Annotated in this window: 23 protein-coding genes; 11 read left to right on the top strand and 12 right to left on the bottom strand. The window is 68.6% G+C overall.

Going from position 1 to position 20133, the window contains the following annotated elements:
• Positions 1-20: 20 nt before the first annotated feature.
• Positions 21-734, top strand: a complete 714-nt coding sequence (locus TW83_RS00515; RefSeq protein WP_052714517.1) for a DNA alkylation repair protein — start codon at positions 21-23, stop codon at positions 732-734.
• Here TW83_RS00515 and TW83_RS00510 read toward each other — a convergent pair.
• Positions 722-1195 (bottom strand): hypothetical protein, encoded by a 474-nt coding sequence (locus TW83_RS00510; RefSeq protein WP_045980814.1) that lies wholly within the window; start codon positions 1193-1195, stop codon positions 722-724. The genes TW83_RS00515 and TW83_RS00510 overlap by 13 nt on opposite strands.
• Before the next feature lie 123 nt (positions 1196-1318).
• Here TW83_RS00510 and moaA point away from each other — a divergent pair, with 123 nt between their 5' ends.
• The gene (moaA, locus tag TW83_RS00505) at positions 1319-2320 is read left to right on the top strand and encodes a GTP 3',8-cyclase MoaA (RefSeq protein ID WP_084697158.1); all 1002 of its coding nucleotides are present in this window, start codon (positions 1319-1321) and stop codon (positions 2318-2320) included.
• A gap of 62 nt (positions 2321-2382) precedes the next feature.
• On the opposite strand, the gene ispG is transcribed toward moaA, so the two are convergent.
• The 5 genes from ispG to TW83_RS00480 all read right to left on the bottom strand — a co-directional run bounded on the left by ispG (position 2383) and on the right by TW83_RS00480 (position 6219).
• Positions 2383-3516 carry a flavodoxin-dependent (E)-4-hydroxy-3-methylbut-2-enyl-diphosphate synthase gene (gene ispG / locus TW83_RS00500; RefSeq protein ID WP_045980812.1) on the bottom strand — a complete coding sequence of 378 codons (1134 nt, stop codon included), beginning with the start codon at positions 3514-3516 and terminating at the stop codon, positions 2383-2385.
• A gap of 62 nt (positions 3517-3578) precedes the next feature.
• Positions 3579-4238, bottom strand: a complete 660-nt coding sequence (locus TW83_RS00495; protein WP_239441252.1) for a thiamine diphosphokinase — start codon at positions 4236-4238, stop codon at positions 3579-3581.
• Between the two features lie 11 nt (positions 4239-4249).
• Positions 4250-4459 (bottom strand): DUF2842 domain-containing protein, encoded by a 210-nt coding sequence (locus tag TW83_RS00490; RefSeq protein ID WP_045980810.1) that lies wholly within the window; start codon positions 4457-4459, stop codon positions 4250-4252.
• An 87-nt stretch (positions 4460-4546) separates the two neighbouring features.
• The gene (locus tag TW83_RS00485) at positions 4547-5839 is read right to left on the bottom strand and encodes an adenylosuccinate synthase (RefSeq protein WP_045980809.1); all 1293 of its coding nucleotides are present in this window, start codon (positions 5837-5839) and stop codon (positions 4547-4549) included.
• A gap of 164 nt (positions 5840-6003) precedes the next feature.
• On the bottom strand, positions 6004-6219 hold the full coding sequence (locus TW83_RS00480) for a SlyX family protein (protein ID WP_045980808.1): 216 nt from the start codon (positions 6217-6219) through the stop codon (positions 6004-6006).
• Positions 6220-6277: 58 nt separating this feature from the next.
• On the opposite strand from TW83_RS00480, the gene hisS reads away from it, so the two are divergent.
• The 3 genes from hisS to hisG are packed head-to-tail and all read left to right on the top strand — an operon-like array spanning position 6278 to position 9509.
• Positions 6278-7759 (top strand): histidine--tRNA ligase, encoded by a 1482-nt coding sequence (gene hisS, locus TW83_RS00475; RefSeq protein ID WP_045980807.1) that lies wholly within the window; start codon positions 6278-6280, stop codon positions 7757-7759.
• On the top strand, positions 7759-8817 hold the full coding sequence (locus TW83_RS00470) for an ATP phosphoribosyltransferase regulatory subunit (RefSeq protein ID WP_045980877.1): 1059 nt from the start codon (positions 7759-7761) through the stop codon (positions 8815-8817). The genes hisS and TW83_RS00470 overlap by 1 nt, the downstream gene beginning before the upstream one ends.
• Positions 8814-9509: an ATP phosphoribosyltransferase gene (gene hisG, locus TW83_RS00465; protein WP_045980806.1), complete on the top strand. Its 696-nt coding sequence runs from the start codon at positions 8814-8816 to the stop codon at positions 9507-9509. Before TW83_RS00470 ends, hisG begins: the two co-directional genes overlap by 4 nt.
• Before the next feature lie 16 nt (positions 9510-9525).
• Here the strand turns inward: hisG and TW83_RS00460 are convergent, their stop codons facing one another.
• Together TW83_RS00460 and TW83_RS00455 are read right to left on the bottom strand one after the other, a co-directional pair.
• A complete protein-coding gene (locus TW83_RS00460) occupies positions 9526-10434 on the bottom strand; it encodes a hypothetical protein (RefSeq protein ID WP_045980805.1) in 909 nt (302 codons plus the stop codon).
• Positions 10431-11096: a DUF1007 family protein gene (locus TW83_RS00455; RefSeq protein ID WP_052714515.1), complete on the bottom strand. Its 666-nt coding sequence runs from the start codon at positions 11094-11096 to the stop codon at positions 10431-10433. The genes TW83_RS00460 and TW83_RS00455 overlap by 4 nt, the downstream gene beginning before the upstream one ends.
• Positions 11097-11250: 154 nt before the next feature.
• On the opposite strand from TW83_RS00455, the gene TW83_RS00450 reads away from it, so the two are divergent.
• From TW83_RS00450 to TW83_RS00435, 4 genes are all read left to right on the top strand, one after another.
• Positions 11251-12210, top strand: a complete 960-nt coding sequence (locus TW83_RS00450; protein ID WP_084697148.1) for an alpha/beta hydrolase — start codon at positions 11251-11253, stop codon at positions 12208-12210.
• 63 nt (positions 12211-12273) lie between these two features.
• Positions 12274-12933, top strand: a complete 660-nt coding sequence (locus tag TW83_RS00445; RefSeq protein WP_045980803.1) for a glutathione S-transferase family protein — start codon at positions 12274-12276, stop codon at positions 12931-12933.
• Positions 12934-13033: 100 nt separating this feature from the next.
• Positions 13034-14995 carry a DNA topoisomerase IV subunit B gene (parE, locus tag TW83_RS00440; RefSeq protein ID WP_045980875.1) on the top strand — a complete coding sequence of 654 codons (1962 nt, stop codon included), beginning with the start codon at positions 13034-13036 and terminating at the stop codon, positions 14993-14995.
• Complete coding sequence (locus TW83_RS00435) at positions 14995-15318, top strand: YnfA family protein (protein WP_045980874.1); 324 nt, start codon at positions 14995-14997, stop codon at positions 15316-15318. Before parE ends, TW83_RS00435 begins: the two co-directional genes overlap by 1 nt.
• Before the next feature lie 10 nt (positions 15319-15328).
• Here the strand turns inward: TW83_RS00435 and hemF are convergent, their stop codons facing one another.
• Positions 15329-16195 (bottom strand): oxygen-dependent coproporphyrinogen oxidase, encoded by an 867-nt coding sequence (gene hemF, locus TW83_RS00430; RefSeq protein ID WP_045980802.1) that lies wholly within the window; start codon positions 16193-16195, stop codon positions 15329-15331.
• A gap of 62 nt (positions 16196-16257) precedes the next feature.
• On the opposite strand from hemF, the gene TW83_RS00425 reads away from it, so the two are divergent.
• On the top strand, positions 16258-16674 hold the full coding sequence (locus TW83_RS00425; RefSeq protein ID WP_045980801.1) for a hypothetical protein: 417 nt from the start codon (positions 16258-16260) through the stop codon (positions 16672-16674).
• Here the strand turns inward: TW83_RS00425 and TW83_RS00420 are convergent.
• From TW83_RS00420 to clpS, 3 genes are read right to left on the bottom strand one after another with little or no spacing between them, the layout of a single operon-like run.
• A complete protein-coding gene (locus TW83_RS00420) occupies positions 16671-17477 on the bottom strand; it encodes an SDR family oxidoreductase (protein ID WP_045980800.1) in 807 nt (268 codons plus the stop codon). The genes TW83_RS00425 and TW83_RS00420 overlap by 4 nt on opposite strands.
• On the bottom strand, positions 17474-18487 hold the full coding sequence (locus TW83_RS00415) for a class I SAM-dependent methyltransferase (protein ID WP_045980799.1): 1014 nt from the start codon (positions 18485-18487) through the stop codon (positions 17474-17476). Before TW83_RS00415 ends, TW83_RS00420 begins: the two co-directional genes overlap by 4 nt.
• A 4-nt stretch (positions 18488-18491) precedes the next feature.
• Positions 18492-18809, bottom strand: a complete 318-nt coding sequence (gene clpS, locus TW83_RS00410) for an ATP-dependent Clp protease adapter ClpS (protein WP_045980873.1) — start codon at positions 18807-18809, stop codon at positions 18492-18494.
• Between the two features lie 331 nt (positions 18810-19140).
• Here clpS and TW83_RS00405 point away from each other — a divergent pair.
• A partial coding sequence (locus TW83_RS00405; RefSeq protein WP_343251959.1) for a D-alanyl-D-alanine carboxypeptidase family protein occupies positions 19141-20133 on the top strand: 993 nt, incomplete at its 3' end.

Here is a 20133-nt window from a genome sequence, read left to right as displayed (position 1 = left end):
ATCACGGATTGGAGAATCCCATGCAGGAACTGGACCGGCTGCGCGACCTGGCCGACCCCGAACGCGCCGCCCGCGCCAGTGCACGCCACAAGCGTGAACGAGAGACCCTGGGCATCACCCCCGCCGCGCTGGAGGAGGTCGTCGCCGAATGGCGCGCGGAACGCGATCTGGACGCGCGCATCGCGCTGGCCGAGGCGCTGTGGGACAGCGACGTCCACGAGGCCCGCCTGGCCGCCGCCGGCCTGCTGGTGCAGGCCCGCATGCGGCCCGACGACGCGGCCTGGTCCGCGATCATGGACTGGGCGCCGCAGATCGACGGGGCCGAGATCGACGATGCGGTGATGACCGCCGCCGCGCGTCGCGTGGTCGCCGATCCGACCCGCCTGGATCAGATCACGGCATGGGCCGGCAGCCGGAACCCGTGGCTGCGCCGGGGCGTGATGCTGGCCACGCTGCCCTGGGCCAAGATGAACAACCCCAAGCCCAAGGATCTGGAGATTCGGGAAAAGGTTATGCAGCTGATGCTGCGCCTGGCGTCCGACCGTCACGGCGGCGTGCGTCAGGCGGCCAAGCTGTGGCTGCGCAACCTGGAAAAGCGCGACCCGGACCGCGTCGCCGTCTGGCTCAGCGCCCACGAGGCGATGGCCGCGCCCGAACCGCAGCCTGAACCCCAGGCCGAGGACGCGCCGCAATCCGACGACGCGCCGCGTCCCGACGGCGATCAGGAGCGGTAGACTTCCAGCGTCGGCAGATCGGTCAGCGGCACGCCCAGCAGCTGCAGCGCCGGCAGCGAGACCTGGCTGCCCGATCCCGACAGGGGCCGCAACTCGACCTGCGCCGACTTGCCTGTAGCGGGGTTCACGATGCGCCCCTGCACGGGCGCATCGACCAGGGGCGTCTTCATCCAGAACCCACCCTCGGACGGGTTGCCAAGCGATCCGACGGTCGTGCCAAGCCGCGTCTCGGCCGTGGCCGGGGCCTGGGCGGCGGCCACGCGCTGTTCGGGCGTCGTGGTGTCCAGCTGTGCGGGTGTCGCGCGTGCCGCGGGCCGGGGGCTGGGCGCGCGCGTCACGGCCGTCGCGGCCGCGGTCTGGGCCGCCGTCGCCTTGGGCGCTTCGGGCCGGCTCATCGTCGCAGCCATCTGGGTGCATCCGGCCAGCGACAGGCCCAGGACGGCAAGGGGGATCAGGCGCATCGGCGTCTCCTTCAATCATCGTTGCCGCAGATTAGTCACGCCAGCGTGGCAAGGTCCACCACCCGACCCACGAATCCCCGCCTTGTGACCGCAGTCCGGCGCGCCTAGATAAGGGGGATGGACATGCACCCGCCCCTGATCGACCCGTTTGCCCGCCCCATCACCTATCTGCGGGTGTCGGTCACCGACCGCTGCGATTTCCGATGCGTCTATTGCATGGCGGAACACATGCAGTTCCTGCCCAAGGCCAACCTCCTGACGCTGGAGGAGCTTGACCGCCTGTCCACCGCCTTCATCGGGCTGGGCGTGCGCAAGCTGCGCATCACCGGCGGAGAGCCTTTGGTCCGTCGTGGCATCATGGGCTTTTTCCGCAACGTGTCGCGTCACTTGGGGAACGGCCTTGACGAGCTGACCCTGACCACCAATGGCAGCCAGCTGGCCCGCCACGCGGCGGAACTGGCCGATATCGGCGTGCGGCGCGTGAACGTGTCGCTGGATACGCTGGACGCCGACAAGTTCGCGGCGATCACCCGGTGGGGCCGCCTGCCCCAGGTGCTGGAGGGGATCTGCGCCGCGACCGCTGCCGGCCTGCGCGTCAAGATCAACGCCGTCGCCCTCAAGGGCGTCAACGACAGCGAGCTGTTCGATCTGGTGCAATGGTGCGGCGACGAGGGTCACGACCTGACCTTCATCGAGGTGATGCCCATGGGCGAGATGGGAGAGGAGGACCGGCTGGACCAGTACTGGCCCCTATCCGACCTGCGCGCCCGGCTGGCCGAACGCTTTACGCTGCTGGATCTTGCCGAACGCACGGGTGGCCCGGCCCGTTATGTCAGGCTGGCCCAGACCGGGCAGAAGATCGGCTTCATCACGCCCCTGACCCATAATTTCTGCGAAAGCTGCAACCGCGTGCGCGTCACCTGCACCGGAGAGCTGTTCATGTGCCTGGGCCAGGAGGACAACGCCGACCTGCGCGCGCCCCTGCGCGCCAGCGCCGACGACGAGGCCCTGCGCCAGACGATCCGCGCGGCCATCGCGCGCAAACCCAAGGGTCACGACTTCGACTATTCCCGCCAAGGCGTCGCAGGCCAGATGACCCGCCACATGAGCCATACCGGCGGCTGACAGGGCGCGCCTGCGGGGGGTCCGGGGGGCGCCAGCGCCCCCGGCCCTCGCGGGACGCAACCCTACTCGGCGGCGGCTTCCGCAGCGCGCGCCTCGGCGTCCAGGACCTCGGCCCGTTCCTCGACCAGTCGGACGATGTGATCGACCATCTGGTCGTTCGACAGCTTATGGCTCTGCTTGCCGGCCATGTAGACCATGCCCGACCCGGCCCCGCCACCGGTGAATCCCAGATCGGTCATCAGCGCCTCGCCCGGTCCGTTCACCACGCAACCGATGATCGACAGGCTCATCGGCGTCTTGATGTGCTCCAGCCGCTTTTCCAGCGCCTCGACCGTGCGGATCACGTCAAAGCCCTGCCGTGCGCAGCTGGGACAGCTGATGATCTGCACCCCGCGCGTCCGCAGGCCAAGCGATTTCAGGATCTCGAAGCCGACCTTGACCTCCTCGACCGGATCGGCCGACAGGCTGACGCGGATCGTGTCGCCGATCCCCATCCACAGAAGGTTGCCCAGGCCCACCGCCGACTTGACGGTGCCGCCGACGAAACCGCCCGCCTCGGTGATGCCCAGATGGATCGGCGCGTCCGTCGCCTCGGACAGCTGCTGATAGGCCGCGGCCGACAGGAACACGTCGCTGGCCTTCACGCTGATCTTGAATTCATGGAAATCGTTGTCCTGCAGGATCTTGATATGATCCAGCCCGCTCTCGACCATCGCGTCGGGACAGGGCTCGCCATATTTCTCCAGCAGGTGCTTTTCCAGGCTGCCTGCATTCACGCCGATGCGGATCGAACAGCCGTGGTCCTTGGCCGCCTTGATGACCTCGCGCACGCGGCTTTCGTCCCCGATGTTACCGGGGTTGATGCGCAGACAGGCGGCGCCCGCCTCGGCAGCCTCGATGGCGCGCTTGTAGTGGAAATGGATGTCGGCGACGATCGGCACAGGGCTCTCGCGGCAGATCTCGCGCAGCGCGCGCGTCGTCTCCTGGTCCGGGGCGCTGATGCGCACGATGTCGGCGCCAGCATCTGCGGCGGCGATGACCTGGGCCAGGGTCGCCTTGACGTCGTGACCGTTGGTGTTGGTCATGGTCTGCACGCTGATCGGGGCATCGCCACCGACGGGGACCTTGCCCACCATGATCTGGCGCGACTTGCGGCGCTCGATGTTGCGCCAGGGACGGATCGGGTTCAGCGACATGGCAGGCCTCCGGGGGTTCGCCCCTCAGATAAGCCATGCAGGCCGCAACGACAACCGCCCCCTCAGCGCTGCATCGCCGTCAGTACCGTTCCAAGACAGTCTCGGGGCAGCATCAGCAGCATCGGCCCCTGCACCCGCAGGCTGACCAGCCCCGTCGCCCGGTTCGAGGTGCCGACCCGCTGGCCCGGTGCGAAATCGATCCCGTCGATGGGCCATTCCAGGCCCTGGCTGCTGCCGCGCGCCGGTCCCATCGGGTACAGCGACACCCGCGTCCCGGGCATCAGCGGCAGGGTCAGGCGCGGCGGGCACAGCACGATCACGTCATCGCTGGCCAGCATGACGACGCGCGGAACGCCGGGCTGGACCATCACCGTCAGCGCGGCCAGGGTATGGTCCAGGCGCAGCCCCGCAAAACCCACCGCCATGACCAGCGGCGCGTCGATTCGTCCCAGGCATTTGGCGAAATCCGTGCTGTCCTGCTCGGCTACCTCCAGCACGCGGGCGGCCGGAACCGACCGCCGCGCCGGGTCCGAGATGCTGTCCAGGTCCCCGATCACCCAGTCCGGCGCGTGCCCCAGGGCCAGCGCCCGGTCCGCACCCCCATCCGCGGCGACCAGCAGGGGCGCGACCGACAGCGCCACCGACAGATCGGCGGGCGTCACCATGCCGCCGCCGATCACGGTGACCCCGCGCAGGTGGCGGACCGGTCGGGGCTGGTCCACCATTCCCGCCCTCAGCCCTTGCCGACGCCGCTGAAGACGCGCTTGAACGGCAGCGCCCACAGTACGCCAAGCGCGACATAGATCAGCAGCTCGATCCAGATCGGCTGGCGGCCGAACCGCCCGTCAAGCCAGTTCATCAGCGACACCGCCGCGACGACATAGGCGGGCATGCCGATCACCAGGATCAGGATTGATAGCCGCTTGCGGGTCTTCAGTTCCATGTCGTCTGGCCCTTTTCTCGGTATCCCCGAACGCGCCCCAAGGGGGTCCGGGGGACAGGATGTCCCCCGGCACGTCGCGGGACGCAATCAGTCGGCGAAGGGATCGGTCACCAGGATCGTGTCGTCACGCTCCGGGCTGGTCGACAGCATCGCCACGGGGCACTGGATCAATTCCTCGACGCGGCGCACGTACTTGATCGCGGCGGCCGGCAGGTCGGCCCAGCTGCGCGCCCCGGCGGTCGATTCGTGCCAGCCCTCCATCTCCTCATAGATCGGGCGTACCTTGGCCTGCAGCGCGGCCGCCGTCGGCAGATAGTCATACGTCACGCCGTCGATCTCGTAGCCGGTGCAGATCTTCAGCGTGTCGAACCCGTCCAGCACGTCCAGCTTGGTCAGCGCGATCCCGTTCACGCCGCTGATCGCGCAGGTCTGGCGCACCAGCACCGCATCGAACCAGCCGCAGCGGCGCTTGCGGCCCGTGACGGTGCCGAACTCGTGGCCGCGCTCGCCAAGGCGCTGGCCGTCGGCGTCGTCCAGTTCCGACGGGAACGGACCTTCGCCCACGCGGGTGGTGTATGCCTTGACGATGCCAAGGACAAAGCCGATCGCGCCCGGCCCCACGCCCGTGCCACTGGCCGCCGCCCCCGAGGTCGTCGTGGACGAGGTCACATAGGGATAGGTGCCGAAATCGATGTCCAGCAGCGATCCCTGCGCGCCCTCGAACAGGATCCGTTTTCCGGCCTTGCGGGCGTCGCCCATGATCTTCCAGACGGGCTGGGCATAGGGCAGCAGCTTGGGCGCCACCTCCATCAGCTTGGCCTTCAGTTCAGCGCGGTCGATCGGCGTGGCGCCAAGACCCGCGCGCAGCGCGTCATGGTGGGCCAGCAGGCGGTCCAGACGGCTGTCCAGCGTCTCCTCGTCGGCCAGGTCGGCGACGCGGATCGTGCGGCGGCCGACCTTGTCCTCATAGGCGGGGCCGATGCCGCGGCCGGTCGTGCCGATCTTGGCCTTGCCGGCGGCCTCCTCGCGCAGCTTGTCCAGGTCCTGGTGCAACGGCAGGATCAGCGGCGTGTTCTCTGCGATCATCAGGTTCTCGGTCGAGATGGCGACGCCCTGCCCCGCCAGCTTGTCGATCTCCGAGAAAAGCGCCCAGGGGTCCAGCACGACGCCGTTGCCGATCACGGCCAGCTTGTTCTCGCGCACGATCCCCGAGGGCAGCAGCGAGAGCTTGAAGACCTTGTCGCCGATGACCAGCGTGTGGCCGGCATTGTGACCGCCCTGAAAGCGCGCGATGACATCGGCGCGTTCCGAAAGCCAGTCGACGATCTTGCCCTTGCCCTCGTCGCCCCACTGGGCTCCGACAACCACAACATTGGCCATGAGCGATCCTTTTCGTTGTCCGAAGTTCTTTTCAGCCCGGCATTAGCGCATCGGGCACGGCGGGGAAAGCCGCTTTGTCGGGACCCTGCCGGGGGGCGGCCGCCGGGGGCGCTTCGCCCCCCGGACCCCCGGAGGGTATTTGGTCAAAGAAGAAGCGGCCGGTCTCAGTAATGCGGCGGGCGCTGGTCGGCCAGCGCGACGCTGCCCGCCGCATCGGCCTGACGCTCGGCCTCGGCCAGCAGCAGTTGATCCAGGCGGCGGGTGACGCGGGCAAGGTCGCGGTCCTGTCGGGCGATGACCTCGGACAGTTCATCCGTCAGCCGCGTCAGATGGGCCAAGGCCTCCTCCAGCTGATGCAGGCGGTCCTGCTGCTTGTCCATGTCGTCACCTTCCGTTACAGCGGCGCCTGAATATGGGCCCGAAAAGGCGACTGATACCATGGCAAAAGACAAGAAGCAGCCCCGTCCCAAGGCCGAGACGCCCAAGGGGTTCCGCGACTATTTCGGGCAGGACGTGACCGAACGGCGCGACATGCTGGACCGCATCGCGCAGGTCTATCACCGCCATGGCTTCGATCCGCTGGAGACGAGCGCCGTCGAGACGGTCGAGGCCCTGGGCAAGTTCCTGCCCGACGTGGACCGGCCCAATGCCGGCGTCTTTGCCTGGCAGGAGGAGGCGGTGCCCGGCGGCGGCACGGCGGGCGACTGGCTGGCACTGCGCTATGATCTGACGGCGCCCTTGGCGCGCGTCGCGGCGCAGTACCGCAACGACCTGCCCAGCCCGTACCGCCGCTTTGCGATGGGGCCGGTCTGGCGCAACGAAAAACCGGGGCCGGGTCGGTTCCGCCAATTCTATCAATGCGACGCGGACACGGTCGGGTCAGCCTCGGTGGCGGCGGATGCCGAGATCTGCGGCATGCTGGCCGATGCGCTGGAGGCCGTGGGCATCGACCGCGGCGACTATCTGGTGCGGATCAACAACCGCAAGGTTCTGAACGGAGTCCTGGAGGCGGCCCAGGTTCGCGAGGATCAGGCCGAGGATGTGCTGCGCCAGATCGACAAGTTCGACAAGGTCGGCCGCGAGGGCGTGCTGGCCCTGCTGACCACGGGTCGCCTGGACGACAGCGGCGCGCGCATCGATGGCGTGGGCCTGTCCGAGGCGCAGGCGGGGCCTGTGCTGGCCTTCCTGGAGGCCAAGGGCGCGGACAACGCCGCGACTCTGGACAACCTGTCGGCCGCCGTCGGCGGATCGGCCATCGGCGCCGAGGGTGTGGACGAGCTGCGCCAGATCGCCACGATGCTGGCCGCGATGGGCGTGGCCGAGGATCGCGCCGTGATCGATCCGGCCGTGGTCCGGGGCTTGGGCTATTACACCGGCCCGGTCTTCGAGGCCGAGCTGACCTTCGAGATTCTTGACGAAAAGGGCCGCAAGCGGCAGTTCGGATCGGTCGCGGGCGGCGGCCGCTATGACGGGCTGGTGGAGCGTTTCACCGGGCAGAAGGTCCCGGCCACCGGGGTCAGCATCGGAGTAGACCGCCTGCTGGCCGCTTTGCGCGCCAAGGGTCTGGCCGGGGCCGAGGTCGCCGGTCCCGTGGTCGTGACCGTGATGGACCGCGACCGCATGTCGGATTACCAGTCCATGGCCGCCGACCTGCGCGCCGCCGGCATTCGTGCCGAGGTCTATCTGGGCAACCCCAAGAACTTTGGCAACCAGCTGAAATACGCGGACAAGCGCGGCGCACCCGTCGCGATCATTCAGGGCGGGGATGAGGCGGAACGCGGCGTCGTGCAGGTCAAGGACCTGATCCTGGGCGCGAAGATCGCCGCAGAAGCCTCTGTCGAGGAATGGAAATCCCAGCCCGCCCAGACCGAGGTCGCGCGCGCCGACTTGGTTGCCGAAGTCCGCAGGATCATCGGATGATCCCGAAGCAGGCCAAGCAGGCGGTCGGACAGCGGCTGCTGTCGCGGTTCCGCGACGCCGGTGCGACCGAGATCGCGCCCGACATCCTGCTGCCCGCGGGCGACCTTCTGGACCTGTACGGAGAGGACATCCGCGCCCGCGCCTATGTCACCCAGGACCCGATCCGTGGTGAGATGATGCTGCGCCCCGACTTCACCGTGCCGGTGGTCCAGGCGCACATGCAGAACGGCGCCGATCCGGCCCGCTACTGCTATCTGGGAGAGGTGTTCCGCAAGCAGGACACGGGCGACACCCGCCCCGCCACGCCGCGCGACCACGAATACCTGCAATGCGGGTTCGAGCTGTTCACCCGCGATCCCCAGGCCGATGCCGAGGTCTTTGCGCTGTTTCACGATGCGCTGGCGCCCCTGGGCCTGCAGGCGCGCATGGGCGACATGGGCCTGCTGCTGGATGCGGTGCGCGGCCTGCCCCTGACCGAGGCGCGTTCGGTGGCGCTGCTGCACCACATCTGGCGGCCGGGCCGCTTCGCGCGCCTGCTGGCGCGGTTCTCGGCCCCGTCGATCGCACGGGAGTTTCCCGACGTGACCATGTCCTGGGCCGGGATGCGGACCGAGGACGAAATGATCCGCCGCATCGCACGTCTGCAGTCGGACGTGGCGGTGCCGCCCTTGGCCCCGGTCTGGACCGACCGGCTGGAGCGTCTGTTCGCCCTGCGCGCCCCGGCGCCGCAGGCGCTGTCGACGCTGGCCGACCTGGCCCGCGACATGCCCGCCATCGCGCCGGCGGTGGCCCGCATCCGCGACCGCCTGGACGCCATCGCCGCGCGCGGCATCGACCTGCAGACGGTGATCTTCGACGCCAGCCACGGGCGCACCACGATGGAATATTACGACGGCTTCACCTTCACGTTCCAGGCCGACCGCGCCGGATGGCCGCCGGTGGCGTCGGGCGGGCGCTATGACGCGCTGACCCGCGTGCTGGGCCGTGGCCGCGAGATCCCCGCCGTGGGTGGCATCATCCGCCCCGGCCTTGTTGCCGAACTGGAGGCGCAGGCATGATCCGTCTTGGCGTGCCGTCCAAGGGGCGGCTGATGGAACAGACCTTCGACTGGTTCGCCGACCGCGGCGTGCGTCTGTCGCGGGCCGGGTCCGACCGCGAATATGCGGGCCGGGTCGACGGGGTCGAGGGCGTGTCGCTGGTCCTGCTGTCGGCCGGAGAGATTCCCCGCGAACTGGCCGCCGGCCGGATCGAACTGGGCGTGACCGGCACCGACCTGGTGCGCGAAAAGCTGGCCGGATGGTCAAGCGACTTGGTCGAAGTCACGCCGATGGGGTTTGGACATGCCGACCTGATCCTGGCCGTGCCGGATTGCTGGCGCGACTGCACGGACCTGGACGATTTCGCCGCCATCGCGCGCGATTTCCGGGCCGAACATGGATTCCGTTTGCGCATCGCCACGAAATATCACCGCCTGGTCCGCGCCTGGCTGTCCGCCCATGAGGTCGCGGATTATCAGCTGGTCGACAGCCAGGGCGCGACCGAGGGCACGGTTGCCAACCTGACCGCCGAAGCGATCGCCGACATCACCTCGTCGGGCGAGACGCTGCGCGCGAACAACCTGCGCATCCTGGACGAGGCGCCGATCCTACGGTCGCAGGCGACGCTGTTCGCCAGCCGCGCGGCGATGGGCCCGGCAATGGACGCGCTGATCGCACGGCTGGTGCCGCCGCAGGCAGACCGGTCAGCCTAACCCCGCGGTGCCCGCGTCAAAGCCACGGCAGCAGCACCGCGACCGAGATCGCGGCGATCAGCACCCCTGCGCCCAGTTGCAGCGTTCCGGGCAGCCAGCGCGCGGCGCCTGCCCAGGGGCCGTGTTCGGGCATCAGGGCAAAGCTGCCGCGTCGCGCCCAGACCGCCAGGCAGGCGACCGCGACCGTCACCACCGCGGTGCCCAGACCCATCGCCAACGTCCCCAGGATGCCCATCCCGAAGATGCCCATCCGCCAGGTCAGGATCAGCAGAAACAGCGCTCCGGTGCAGGGCCGCAGCGCGATGCCCGCCACGACCAGCACCCCGTCGCGCAGCGACCGCGTCTGCGCTACCTGCTGCGGCGTGGGGCCATGCGCATGGCCACAGCCGCAGGCGTCGCCGTGGTGGTGATGGTGGTGGCGATCCGCCCGCGCCTGCGCGCGCAGCATCGACAGGCCGCGCCATGCCAGCCACAGGCCGACCGACGCGACCAGGACCGTGCTGGCCTGCACCATCGCGACCTCCGACAGGTCGGTCAGGGTCTGGCGCCCCAGGTCCAGGATGGTGATGCCGCCCCAGACCAGGGCTATGGCCGTGCCTGCCTGCGCCAGCGACGACGCGACCGACAGCCCGGCCAGCCGGGCCAGCGGAACCTGGGCGCCGAACCCATAGCTGCCGATGACAACCTTGCCATGCCCCGGCCCGACCGCATGGGCGACGCCATAGGCAAAGCACAACCCCAGCAGCGACGCGACCGCCCCCGACTGGCCCGACCGCAGCGCCCGCAAGGCCCCGGCCATCGCGTTCTGGACGGCGCGCTGCTGGTCGGTGGCCCACCGCTCGATCCCGGCCAGACCGCCGCCCAGCCACAGCGCCACCAGCGTCAGGGCGACAACCAGCCCCGTCAGGGCGACGGCGCGCCTCATGATCCCGGGCCGCAGCGGACCTGTACCGAATCCGCGCCGGTGGCGCCGATGTCCACGGTGATCAGGTCCGCCTCCTCGGCGCTTTGGCCGTCGCCCAGGGCCTCGCCCACTGCGCGGGCATAGGCATCGGCGGCGGCATAGGGGTCGCCCATGCGCAGATCGACAGCGCAATCGTCCCGCGCGATGGCCGGGGGTTCGGGGATGCTGAACTGGACATAGTATTCGGGGTCATAGACCTGGATCGTCAGCGGCCGGTCCCCGTCCAGCGGCTCGGCCAGCGGCCGCACATGGGCCGAGATCACCCGCCCGTCCTCATAGCGCGCGGCGAAATCCTGCGGGCCGTCCAGCGCCAGCCTGCGGCCGTCCGCGTCCAGAAACAGCCGTCCGTCAAAGCCCGGCTCCCAGTCCGCGTCGAAGCCCTGCAGGGCCGCCTGTTCGTCGGTGGTCAGGACGCCGTCGCCATCGGGGTCCAGGCCCAGATCCTCGATGATCAGCAGGGAATAGAATTCGTCATAGGCCCATTCGACACCCACATGGGTCAGCGCCCCCGCCGCGTCGTGACGCAAGGACAGGCCCGCGTCGATGAACACATGCGGATGGGCCGACGCACCAAGCGGCGCGACGATCAGCAGGGCGGACAGGCAGGACACGCGCGGCGACATCGGCAGGACACCTTGGCAAGGACGGCGGTTCCAGTTACCCGCGTGCGGCGCGGCTTGCAAATCACCGCTTTGCCAGCCCGGCGGAAAACCACGCGGGCGCCGCAACCCCAGGCCGGGTTCGGACGTGTCTGGATGCAGAGGAACAGGGGACGGCATGAAACGACGGGCATTCACGATGGCGGGGCTGGCCTTGGCGCTGACCGGGTGCGGGCGGATCGTCGATGCCCGCGCCACCGCGCGCGAAACCGCGTTCGAGGCCGAATTCCCCCCCACCGGGCAACTGATCCAGGTGCAGGGCCGCACCGTGCATGTCGACATCCGCGGCAGCGGTCCCGACCTGATCCTGCTGCACGGGGCCAGCGGGAACAGCCGCGATTTCACCTTTTCCCTGGCCGACCGCCTGGCGACCCGGTACCGCGTCCTGGCCTTCGACCGGCCGGGGCTGGGCTGGACGGACGCGATCGGCGCACAGACCGACAACCCCATCGCCCAGGCCGAACTGCTGCGCGCCGCCGCCGACCAGCTGGGCGTGCGCCGACCCGTGGTGCTGGGCCACAGCTATGGTGGCGCGGTCGCGATGGCCTGGGGTCTGCGCGCACCGGGCGACACGGCGGCGCTGGTGATCGTGTCCGGGGCGACGATGCCCTGGCCCGGCACGCTGACCGGATGGTACGCATTCCTGGAGACGCCCCTGGGCGACCGTGTCGGGCCACCGCTGCTGACCGCCCTGGCGCCGGTGTCCCTGGGCAACCGGATCATGGCGGGCATCTTCGCGCCCCAGCCCGTACCCCCGGGATACGCCGACTATATCGGCGTGGGGCTGGCCGCGCGGCGCAGCAACTATCGCGCGAATGCGTCGCAGATCAACGGGTTGCGCGCCTATCTTCGCGTGATGGCGCCGCAGTATCCGCGCCTGACGATGCCGGTCGAGGTGATCCATGGCGGTCAAGACAGCATCGTGCCTGCCGACATTCACGCCCTGCCCCTGGCAGAGGCGCTGCCCAACGCCGCGCTGACGATCCTGCCCGATCAGGGCCACATGCCCCAGCATGGCGATCCGCAGGCGATCATCGACGCCGTCGACCGCGCCAGCACCCGCGCGGGCCTCCGCTGACGGGGGCTTGCAGCGCCCGCGCCCGCGTCCCAAGGTGGCCGCCAAACCAAACCGGGGGCCATCATGCTGACCATCCACGGCGTCACCCGCTCGCGTGCATCGCGTGTCGTGTGGCTTTGTCACGAACTGGACCTGCCCTTCCGGCAGGTGCCCGTCATCCAGGCCTATCGCATCGGCAATGCCGACGCGCCCGATGCACCGCCCAACACCCGCAGCCCCGATTTCCTGGCCCTGTCCCCCGCAGGCGCCATCCCGGTGATCGAGGACGAAGGGCTGGTCCTGTCCGAATCGCTGGCGATCACACTGCATCTGGCGCGCAAGCATGGCGGCCCCGCAGGCCCGCAGGATTATGCCGAAGACGCGCTGATGACCCAGTGGTCGATCTATGGCGCCACCGCGATCGAGCCCGATGCACTGACCATCCTGATGCTGCACAACCGCGGCACGCTGCAATCGGCCGATGACGTGGGGATCGTGGCGGACGCGGCCGAACGGCTGGTCCGGCCGCTGAAGGTGCTGGAGGACCATCTGGCAACGCATGCCTATCTGGTGGGCGGCCGTTTCACCGTGGCCGACCTGAACCTGGCCGAGATCGTCCGCTATGCCCAGGGGCACGGCGCGCTGATGGAGGGGTTTCCCACGATCCGCGCCTGGCTGTCCGCCTGCCAGGACCGCCCGGCGTTCCAGGCGATGTGGGCCGCCCGCATGGCGGAGCCGGAATAGGCGCAATCCTTTGGGGCGGGCCGCGCAGGGGACACAACCCCTTGCCGCCCGCCCCCGCGCCATGAGATAAGCGCCGCGATCCAAATCAGTGAGCGACCCCATGGCCGACGACCTTCTCTCCGGCAACGCCGCCAGCGACGCCTATTCCGCATCCTCGATCGAGGTGCTGGAGGGGCTGGAGCCGGTGCGCAAGCGTCCCGGCATGTATATCGGCGGCACCGACGAACGCGCGCTGCATCACCTGGTCGCGGAAATCCTGGACAACTCGATGGACGAGGCCGTGGCAGGCCACGCCACGCGCATCGAGGTCGAGCTGCTGGCAGATTTCAGCGTCATCGTGCGCGACAACGGCCGCGGCATTCCCATCGACCCGCACCCCAAGTTCCCCGGCAAGTCCGCGCTGGAGGTGATCCTGTGCACGCTGCATGCGGGGGGCAAGTTCTCGGGCGACACCTATCAGACCTCGGGCGGTCTGCACGGCGTGGGTGCGTCGGTCGTGAACGCGCTGTCCGACCTGATGGTCGTGCAGGTCGCGCGCAACAAGGAGCTGTTCGAGCAGCGCTTTTCCCGCGGCATCCCGCAGGGGCCGGTCGCCAAGATCGGGGCGGCCCCGAACCGGCGCGGCACTACCGTGACCTTCCACGCCGACGAGGAGATATTCGGCCATCACCGCTTCAAGCCCGCGCGGCTGATGAAGATGGTAAAATCCAAGGCCTACCTGTTCAGCGGCGTCGAGATCCGCTGGAAGACCGAGATCGACGACGGAGAGACCCCGCGCGAGGCCACGTTCCATTTCCCCGGCGGCCTGGCCGATTACCTGACCGAGACCCTGACCGGGACCAGCACCTATGCCGACCGCCCGTTTTCCGGCAGCATCGACTTCAACGCCAAGTTCGGCGTTCCGGGCAAGGTGGACTGGGCGATCAACTGGACGCCCGCGCGCGACGGCTTCATCCAGTCCTATTGCAACACCGTCCCCACCCCCGAGGGCGGCACCCACGAGATGGGATTCTGGGCCGCGATCCTGAAGGGCATCCGCAGCTATGGCGAGCGGGTCAGCAACAAGAAGGCCGCCCAGATTACGCGTGAGGATCTGATCATCGGCGGTTGCGCGCTGGTCAGCTGCTTCATCCGTGAACCGGAATTCGTGGGCCAGACCAAGGACCGCCTGGCCACGACCGAGGCTGCGCGCCTGGTCGAGGGCGCGGTGCGCGACCATTTCGACACCTGGTTGGCGTCTGACACCAAATCCGCGGGAGCGATCCTGGATTTCCTGGTGCTGCGCGCCGAGGAGCGCCTGCGTCGCCGCCAGGAAAAGGAGACCGCGCGCAAGACCGCCACGAAAAAGCTGCGCCTGCCCGGCAAGCTGGTCGATTGCAGCGCCACCAACCGCGACGGGACGGAACTGTTCATCGTCGAGGGCGACAGCGCCGGCGGTTCCGCCAAGATGGCCCGCGACCGCACCAAGCAGGCCCTGCTGCCCCTGCGCGGCAAGATCCTGAACGTGCTGGGCGCAGCATCGTCCAAGATGGGTGCCAACCAGGAGATCAACGACCTGTGCCAGGCGCTTGGCGTCAACATGGGCACGCGTTTCAACGTCGATGACCTGCGCTATGACAAGGTCATCATCATGACCGACGCCGATGTCGACGGCGCGCATATCGCGTCGCTGCTGATGACGTTCTTTTTCACGCAAATGCGGCCGATGATCGACAAGGGGCACCTGTATCTGGCCTGCCCGCCGCTGTACCGTCTGACGCAGGGGGCCCACCGCCTGTACGTGGCCGACGACGCCGAAAAGGATCGGATGATCGCCAAGGGCCTGGGCGGCCGCGGCAAGATCGACGTCCAGCGCTTCAAGGGTCTGGGAGAGATGGACGCCAAGGACCTCAAGGACACGACCATGAACCCTGCCACCCGCAAGCTGATCCGCGTCAGCATCGACGACGATGAAGGCGGCGAGACCGGTGATCTGGTCGAACGCCTGATGGGCAAGAAGCCAGAGCTGCGGTTCGAATACATCCAGGAAAACGCCCGCTTCGTCGAGGAACTGGACGTGTGATCCCCACGATCGGCCTGTATGTCGCGGCCGCCATGGCCGAGATCGCGGGCTGTTTCGCCTTCTGGGCCTGGCTTCGGTTGGACCGGTCGGCGCTGTGGCTGGTGCCGGGCGTGGTCGCGCTGGCGCTGTTCGCTTGGGCGCTGACGCGTGTTCAGGTCGATTTCGCGGGGCGCGCCTATGCAGCCTATGGCGGCATCTATATCGCCACGTCGCTGGCATGGCTGTGGCTGGTCGAGGGTCAGACCCCCGGCAGGCTGGACCTGCTGGGGGCCGGGCTGTGCATCGTCGGGGCCGCGGTGATCCTGGCAGGCGCCCGCCCGTAGGCGGACGGGCCTAGACCCACTTGGCCAAGGGCGGCAGGCTCATCAGGACGGCGTCGGCGTTGTGGCCGGTCTCCAGCCCGAATTTCGTGCCGCGGTCATAGACCAAGTTGTATTCCGCATAGAGACCCCGATGGATCAGCTGCGTGTCGCGGTCGGCATCGTCGAACGCCTGCGCCATCCGCGCCTCTGCCAGCGGCAGGAACGCCGGCAGGAACGCCGCGCCCACGTCGCGGGTGAAGGCGAAATCCGCCTCCCAGTCCCCGGTGTTCAGGTCGTCATAGAAGATGCCGCCGACGCCCCGCGCCCGCCCGCGATGGGGGATGAAGAAATACTCGTCCGCCCAGGCCTTGAAGCGGTCATAGTAGTCCGCCCCGTGCGGCAGGCAGGCATCGCGCAGCGTGTTGTGGAAATGCGCGGTGTCATCGGCGTATTCGATGCAGGGGTTCAGGTCTGACCCGCCGCCGAACCACCACGCCCCCGGGGTCCAGAACATGCGTGTGTTCATGTGCACGGCCGGCGCGTGCGGGTTCCGCATATGCGCGACCAGGCTGATGCCCGATGCCCAGAACCGCGGGTCATCCTCCATGCCCGGCACGCCGCGGGCGGCCATCGCGGCCTGGGCGCGGGGGGCCAGGGCGCCATGCACCTCGGACCAGTTCACGCCGACCTTCTCGAAGGCGCGGCCGCCGCGCATCACCGACATGATGCCGCCACCGCCGTTGTCGGCGCGTTCCGTGGGCGTCACCTCGAACCGGCCCGCGTGGGCGTCGCCCGGAGCGCGGTCCTCCAGCGCCTCGAAGGCGGCGGTGATGCGGTCGCGCAGCTCGCGGAACCAAAGCGCGGCGCGGTGGCGTTGTTCATCCATGGCGGGCCTCATTCGTGATTTGCCAGCCCCAGGCATCGCGACTAGCATCGCCTGCGTCCATAAAGAGAGCCGCCATGCGCCGCAACACCGCCCTTGCCCTTTGCCTTGCACCGGTCTTGGCCCTTGCCGCCTGCGGCACGCCGCAGGAACGCTGCATCAGCCGGAACACCAGCGAATACCGCACCGTCAGCAGCCTGCTGGCCGAGGTCGAGGGCAATCTGTCGCGGGGCTATGCCTGGGACGAACGCCAAGTCGTGCGGACGCGGTTCGCGCAATGCGAACGCGTGATCCGCGACCACGAGGGCAAGGCGCAGATCAGCACCTATGGCTGCTGGCGCGATTATGTCGATGTCGAACGGTTCCGCGTGCCCATCGACCCCGCGGCCGAGACGCGCAAGCGCGACGGCCTGGTCGCGCGCCAGGCGGCCCTGACGCGCAGCGCGAATGCCGCCGTAGCCGCGTGCCGCGCCGCCTATCCCGAGGAAGCCTAAAGCACCTGTGACGTTACCGGGTCGGCCAGGCTGCGTCCGCCGTCGACGGTGACGATCTGGCCGGTGACAAAGCGCGCGCCGTCGCTGACCAGGTAATGCACCGTTTCGGCCAGTTCTTCGGCCGGGGCGATGCGGCCCAGGGGCGTGCCTGCAATGATCTGCGCCCGCTGGTCGGGGTTGTCCTTCAGCGCGCATTGCAGTTCATGCGACATGACACTGCTGAAGCTGACACCGTTCACGCGGATGCGGTGCGGCGCCAAGGCCAGCGCCAGCCCGCGCGTGGCCTGTTCCTGCGCCGCACAGGCGATGGAATAGCCCAGCATCGACGGAATCGGCCGCCGCGCCGCCAGGGTCGAGATGTTGACGATCGCCCCGGTCTGGGCGCTTGGCCCTTCGCCTTCGGCCTGACGGATCATGCGCTTTGCGACCATCTGCGACAGACGCAGGCTGGCCAGCATGTTCTGGCGCAGCATCTCCTCCAGCGCGTCCATGTCGGTGTCCAGCGGATCGCTGCCCCGAACGAAACGATGGGCGTTCACCAGGATGTCGACGCGGTCGAACGCATCCAGCGTGGCCGACAGCAGGTTCGCCATCGCCAGCTTTTCCGACATGTTCCCGACAAAATGGCGCACCTGGCTTTCCTCGTCGGCATAATCCGACACCGCCGATTGCAGCGCCTGTTCGTCACCGTCCGCGAACATGACCGATGCGCCGCGTTCGGCCAGGTGCCGCGCGATGGCCAGGCCCACGCCGCGCCCGGCGCCGGTGACGATGGCCGTCTTGCCCTGGATCGACAGCGTCACCGCCGTGCCCCCCGGGCCAGGACCGTGGCAGTGCCCTTGCCCGCCGCGGTCGCCTCGATCACCTTGAAACGCGTGTCGCCCGCGACCTCATGGACCTGGCCGAAATGCTGCGCCAGGACCGATTCGTAGGGCAGATGCCGGTTGGCCACCATCCACAGCCGACCCGCGCCGGTCAGGATGCGCGCGGCGGTGGCGATGAAGTCGGCCCCAAGCCGCGGGTCGGCCTGTCGCCCCTCGTGGAACGGGGGGTTCATGATGACGCCGTTGACCGGCTCCCGCAGGGTGAAATTGCGCGCGTCCGCCCAGTGGAACTGTGCCCGCGGATCGGTGACGTTGCGCTTGGCCGAGGTCAGGGCGGCGTGGTCGGCCTCGACCAGGTGCAGCTCGGCGATGCCCGGTCGGGCCAGCGCCTGCGCGGACAGCCAGCCCCATCCCGCGCCCAGGTCGACCACGCGGGTGGGCATCTTGGGCGGCAGGTTATCGGCCAGCATCCGCGACCCCGGGTCGATCCCGTCGGCCGAGAAGACGCCCGGAAGGGTCACGAAGCCCGGCTCGACCTGACGCTCGGTCGCGGTCCAGTCGGCAGGCAGGCCCGCCTCTGGCAGCGTCACCTGAAAGATCTTACCATGGGCTTTGCTGATGACATCGCGCACCTCGGCATGGCCGCGCAGTTCCTTCAGCAGGGAATCGACGCCGTTGGTCTTCTGCCCATCGACCCAAAGGGCCGCGCCAGGCGCCAGATGCGCCGCGGCTAGCGCAAGGCGCGCGCGTGCGGCGGCCTTGGCGCGCGGCAGGCGGACGAGGGCCGCGTCGAAACGGCCCTCCGGCTCCGTCCGGACATCGAATCCGCGGGCGGTCAGTCCGTCATGGTCGGGAAAGTTCCCTTGGACGATGGTCAGCTGTGCGGGGTCGAGGGGGGACAGGTCATCGGCGGCAGTGGCGCCGATGAACAGCACCCGACCCCCGGGATGGCCGTCTGGAAAGGCCAGGTCCAGTCGTGATTGGGTCACGCGACTACTCTTTTTCCATGGTGCATTGCAGGGGATGCTGCTGGCGGCGGGCCAGCTCCATCACCTGGGCGACCTTCGTCTCGGCCACCTCGTGTGAAAAGACGCCGACGACGGCCAGACCGCGACGGTGCACGGTCAACATGATCTCGATCGCCTGGGCATGGGTCATGTGGAACAGCCGCTCCAGCACGTGAACGACGAACTCCATCGGGGTGAAGTCGTCGTTCAGCAACAGGACCTTGTACATCGGCGGCCGCTGCGATTTCGCGCGCGGCTTGACCGCCAGATCGGATTGGTCGTCGGGATTGTCGGGTGCGGTCATCCAGTGCGTCATCGGGCTGCGGTCGTTCCTGAATGCTGAGGCGAGGGGGTGGGCGCTGTCGCCATCCCCGGAAATATAGCGCAATCGCGCCCGGATGAAAGCCCCCCGCGCGGATGCGCCGCGATCCGGGTCCGGACGGCGTCGCCTACAGTGCAGACAAAATTAGCGCGATTGCCCGGTTTCAAGGTGAAAAGAGCCGTGCTATTATAGGTTGATTAACGACGGACGTGCGACAAACGACGCGCCCGCTTGAGGCAGAGAGACAGCGACAGTGACCCGATTTACCCATGCCTTCCGGCTGCTTTGTCATGCCGTCCTGGCCGTTGCCCTGTTGGGGCTTCCGGCTGCCGCGGCACCTTTCGCGGCCTATGTGATGGACGCCCGGACCGGGCAACCCATCTATCGCCAGAATTCGGATACGCGACTGCATCCTGCCTCGCTGACCAAGATGATGACGCTCTACATGGCGTTTTCTGCCATCGAACGCGGTCAGGTGAGGCTGGATTCGAAATTCACCGTGTCCTCCAAGGCCGCGAACGAGCCCCCCTCCAAGCTGGGCCTGCGCGCCGGTCAGCAGATCGAGCTGCGCTATCTTCTGCGCGCCGCCGCGATCAAGTCGGCCAACGATGCCGCGACCACCATCGGCGAGGGGCTGGCAGGCTCTGAGCAGGCCTTCACCCAGCAGATGACCCAGATGGCGCGGGCGCTTGGCATGAACAACAGCCAGTTCCGCAACGCCCATGGCCTGACGACCGAGGGGCATTATTCGACCGCCCATGACATGAGCGTTCTGGGACGCCACCTGTTCTACGACTTCCCCCAGTACTACAACCTGTTCTCGCGCCGGTCGGCCGATGCGGGCATCGCTCAGGTCGCGTCGACGAACCGCCGCTTCCTGGATGCCTATGCCGGTGCCGACGGGATCAAGACGGGGTATACGCGGGCTGCGGGCTTCAACCTGACGGCCTCGGCACAGCGCGGCAGCCGTCGCCTGATCGCCACCGTCTTCGGCGGCACGTCCACGGCGCATCGCAACCAGGTGATGACCGAGCTGCTGGACAGCAGCTTCACCCGCATCCCCGACCGCGTGCGCGAGGTCCGTCCGCAGCCTCCGCGCCTGCTAGTGCAGGCCACGACGCGCCGCGCGCAGGTCGCCGCCAGCCCCGCCGCGACCCAGGCAGAACCGCAGCGCCTGGTGCTGCAGGCATCGCCGCCCCCCGTGACCCGCCCTGCCGCCGCCGCGTCGACCCTTGTCGCCGCAGCGCCCAAGGTCGATCTGACCGAGGCGTTGCGCCTTGCCGGCGCGACCGCGGCGCCCGTCGCA

It is taken from the genome of Paracoccus sp. S4493 (assembly GCF_000967735.1).
GTDB classification, from domain to species: Bacteria; Pseudomonadota; Alphaproteobacteria; order Rhodobacterales; family Rhodobacteraceae; genus Paracoccus; species Paracoccus marcusii.
The sequence above is the reverse complement of the archived record's forward strand: the minus strand, read 5'-3'. Positions and strand labels throughout refer to the sequence as shown.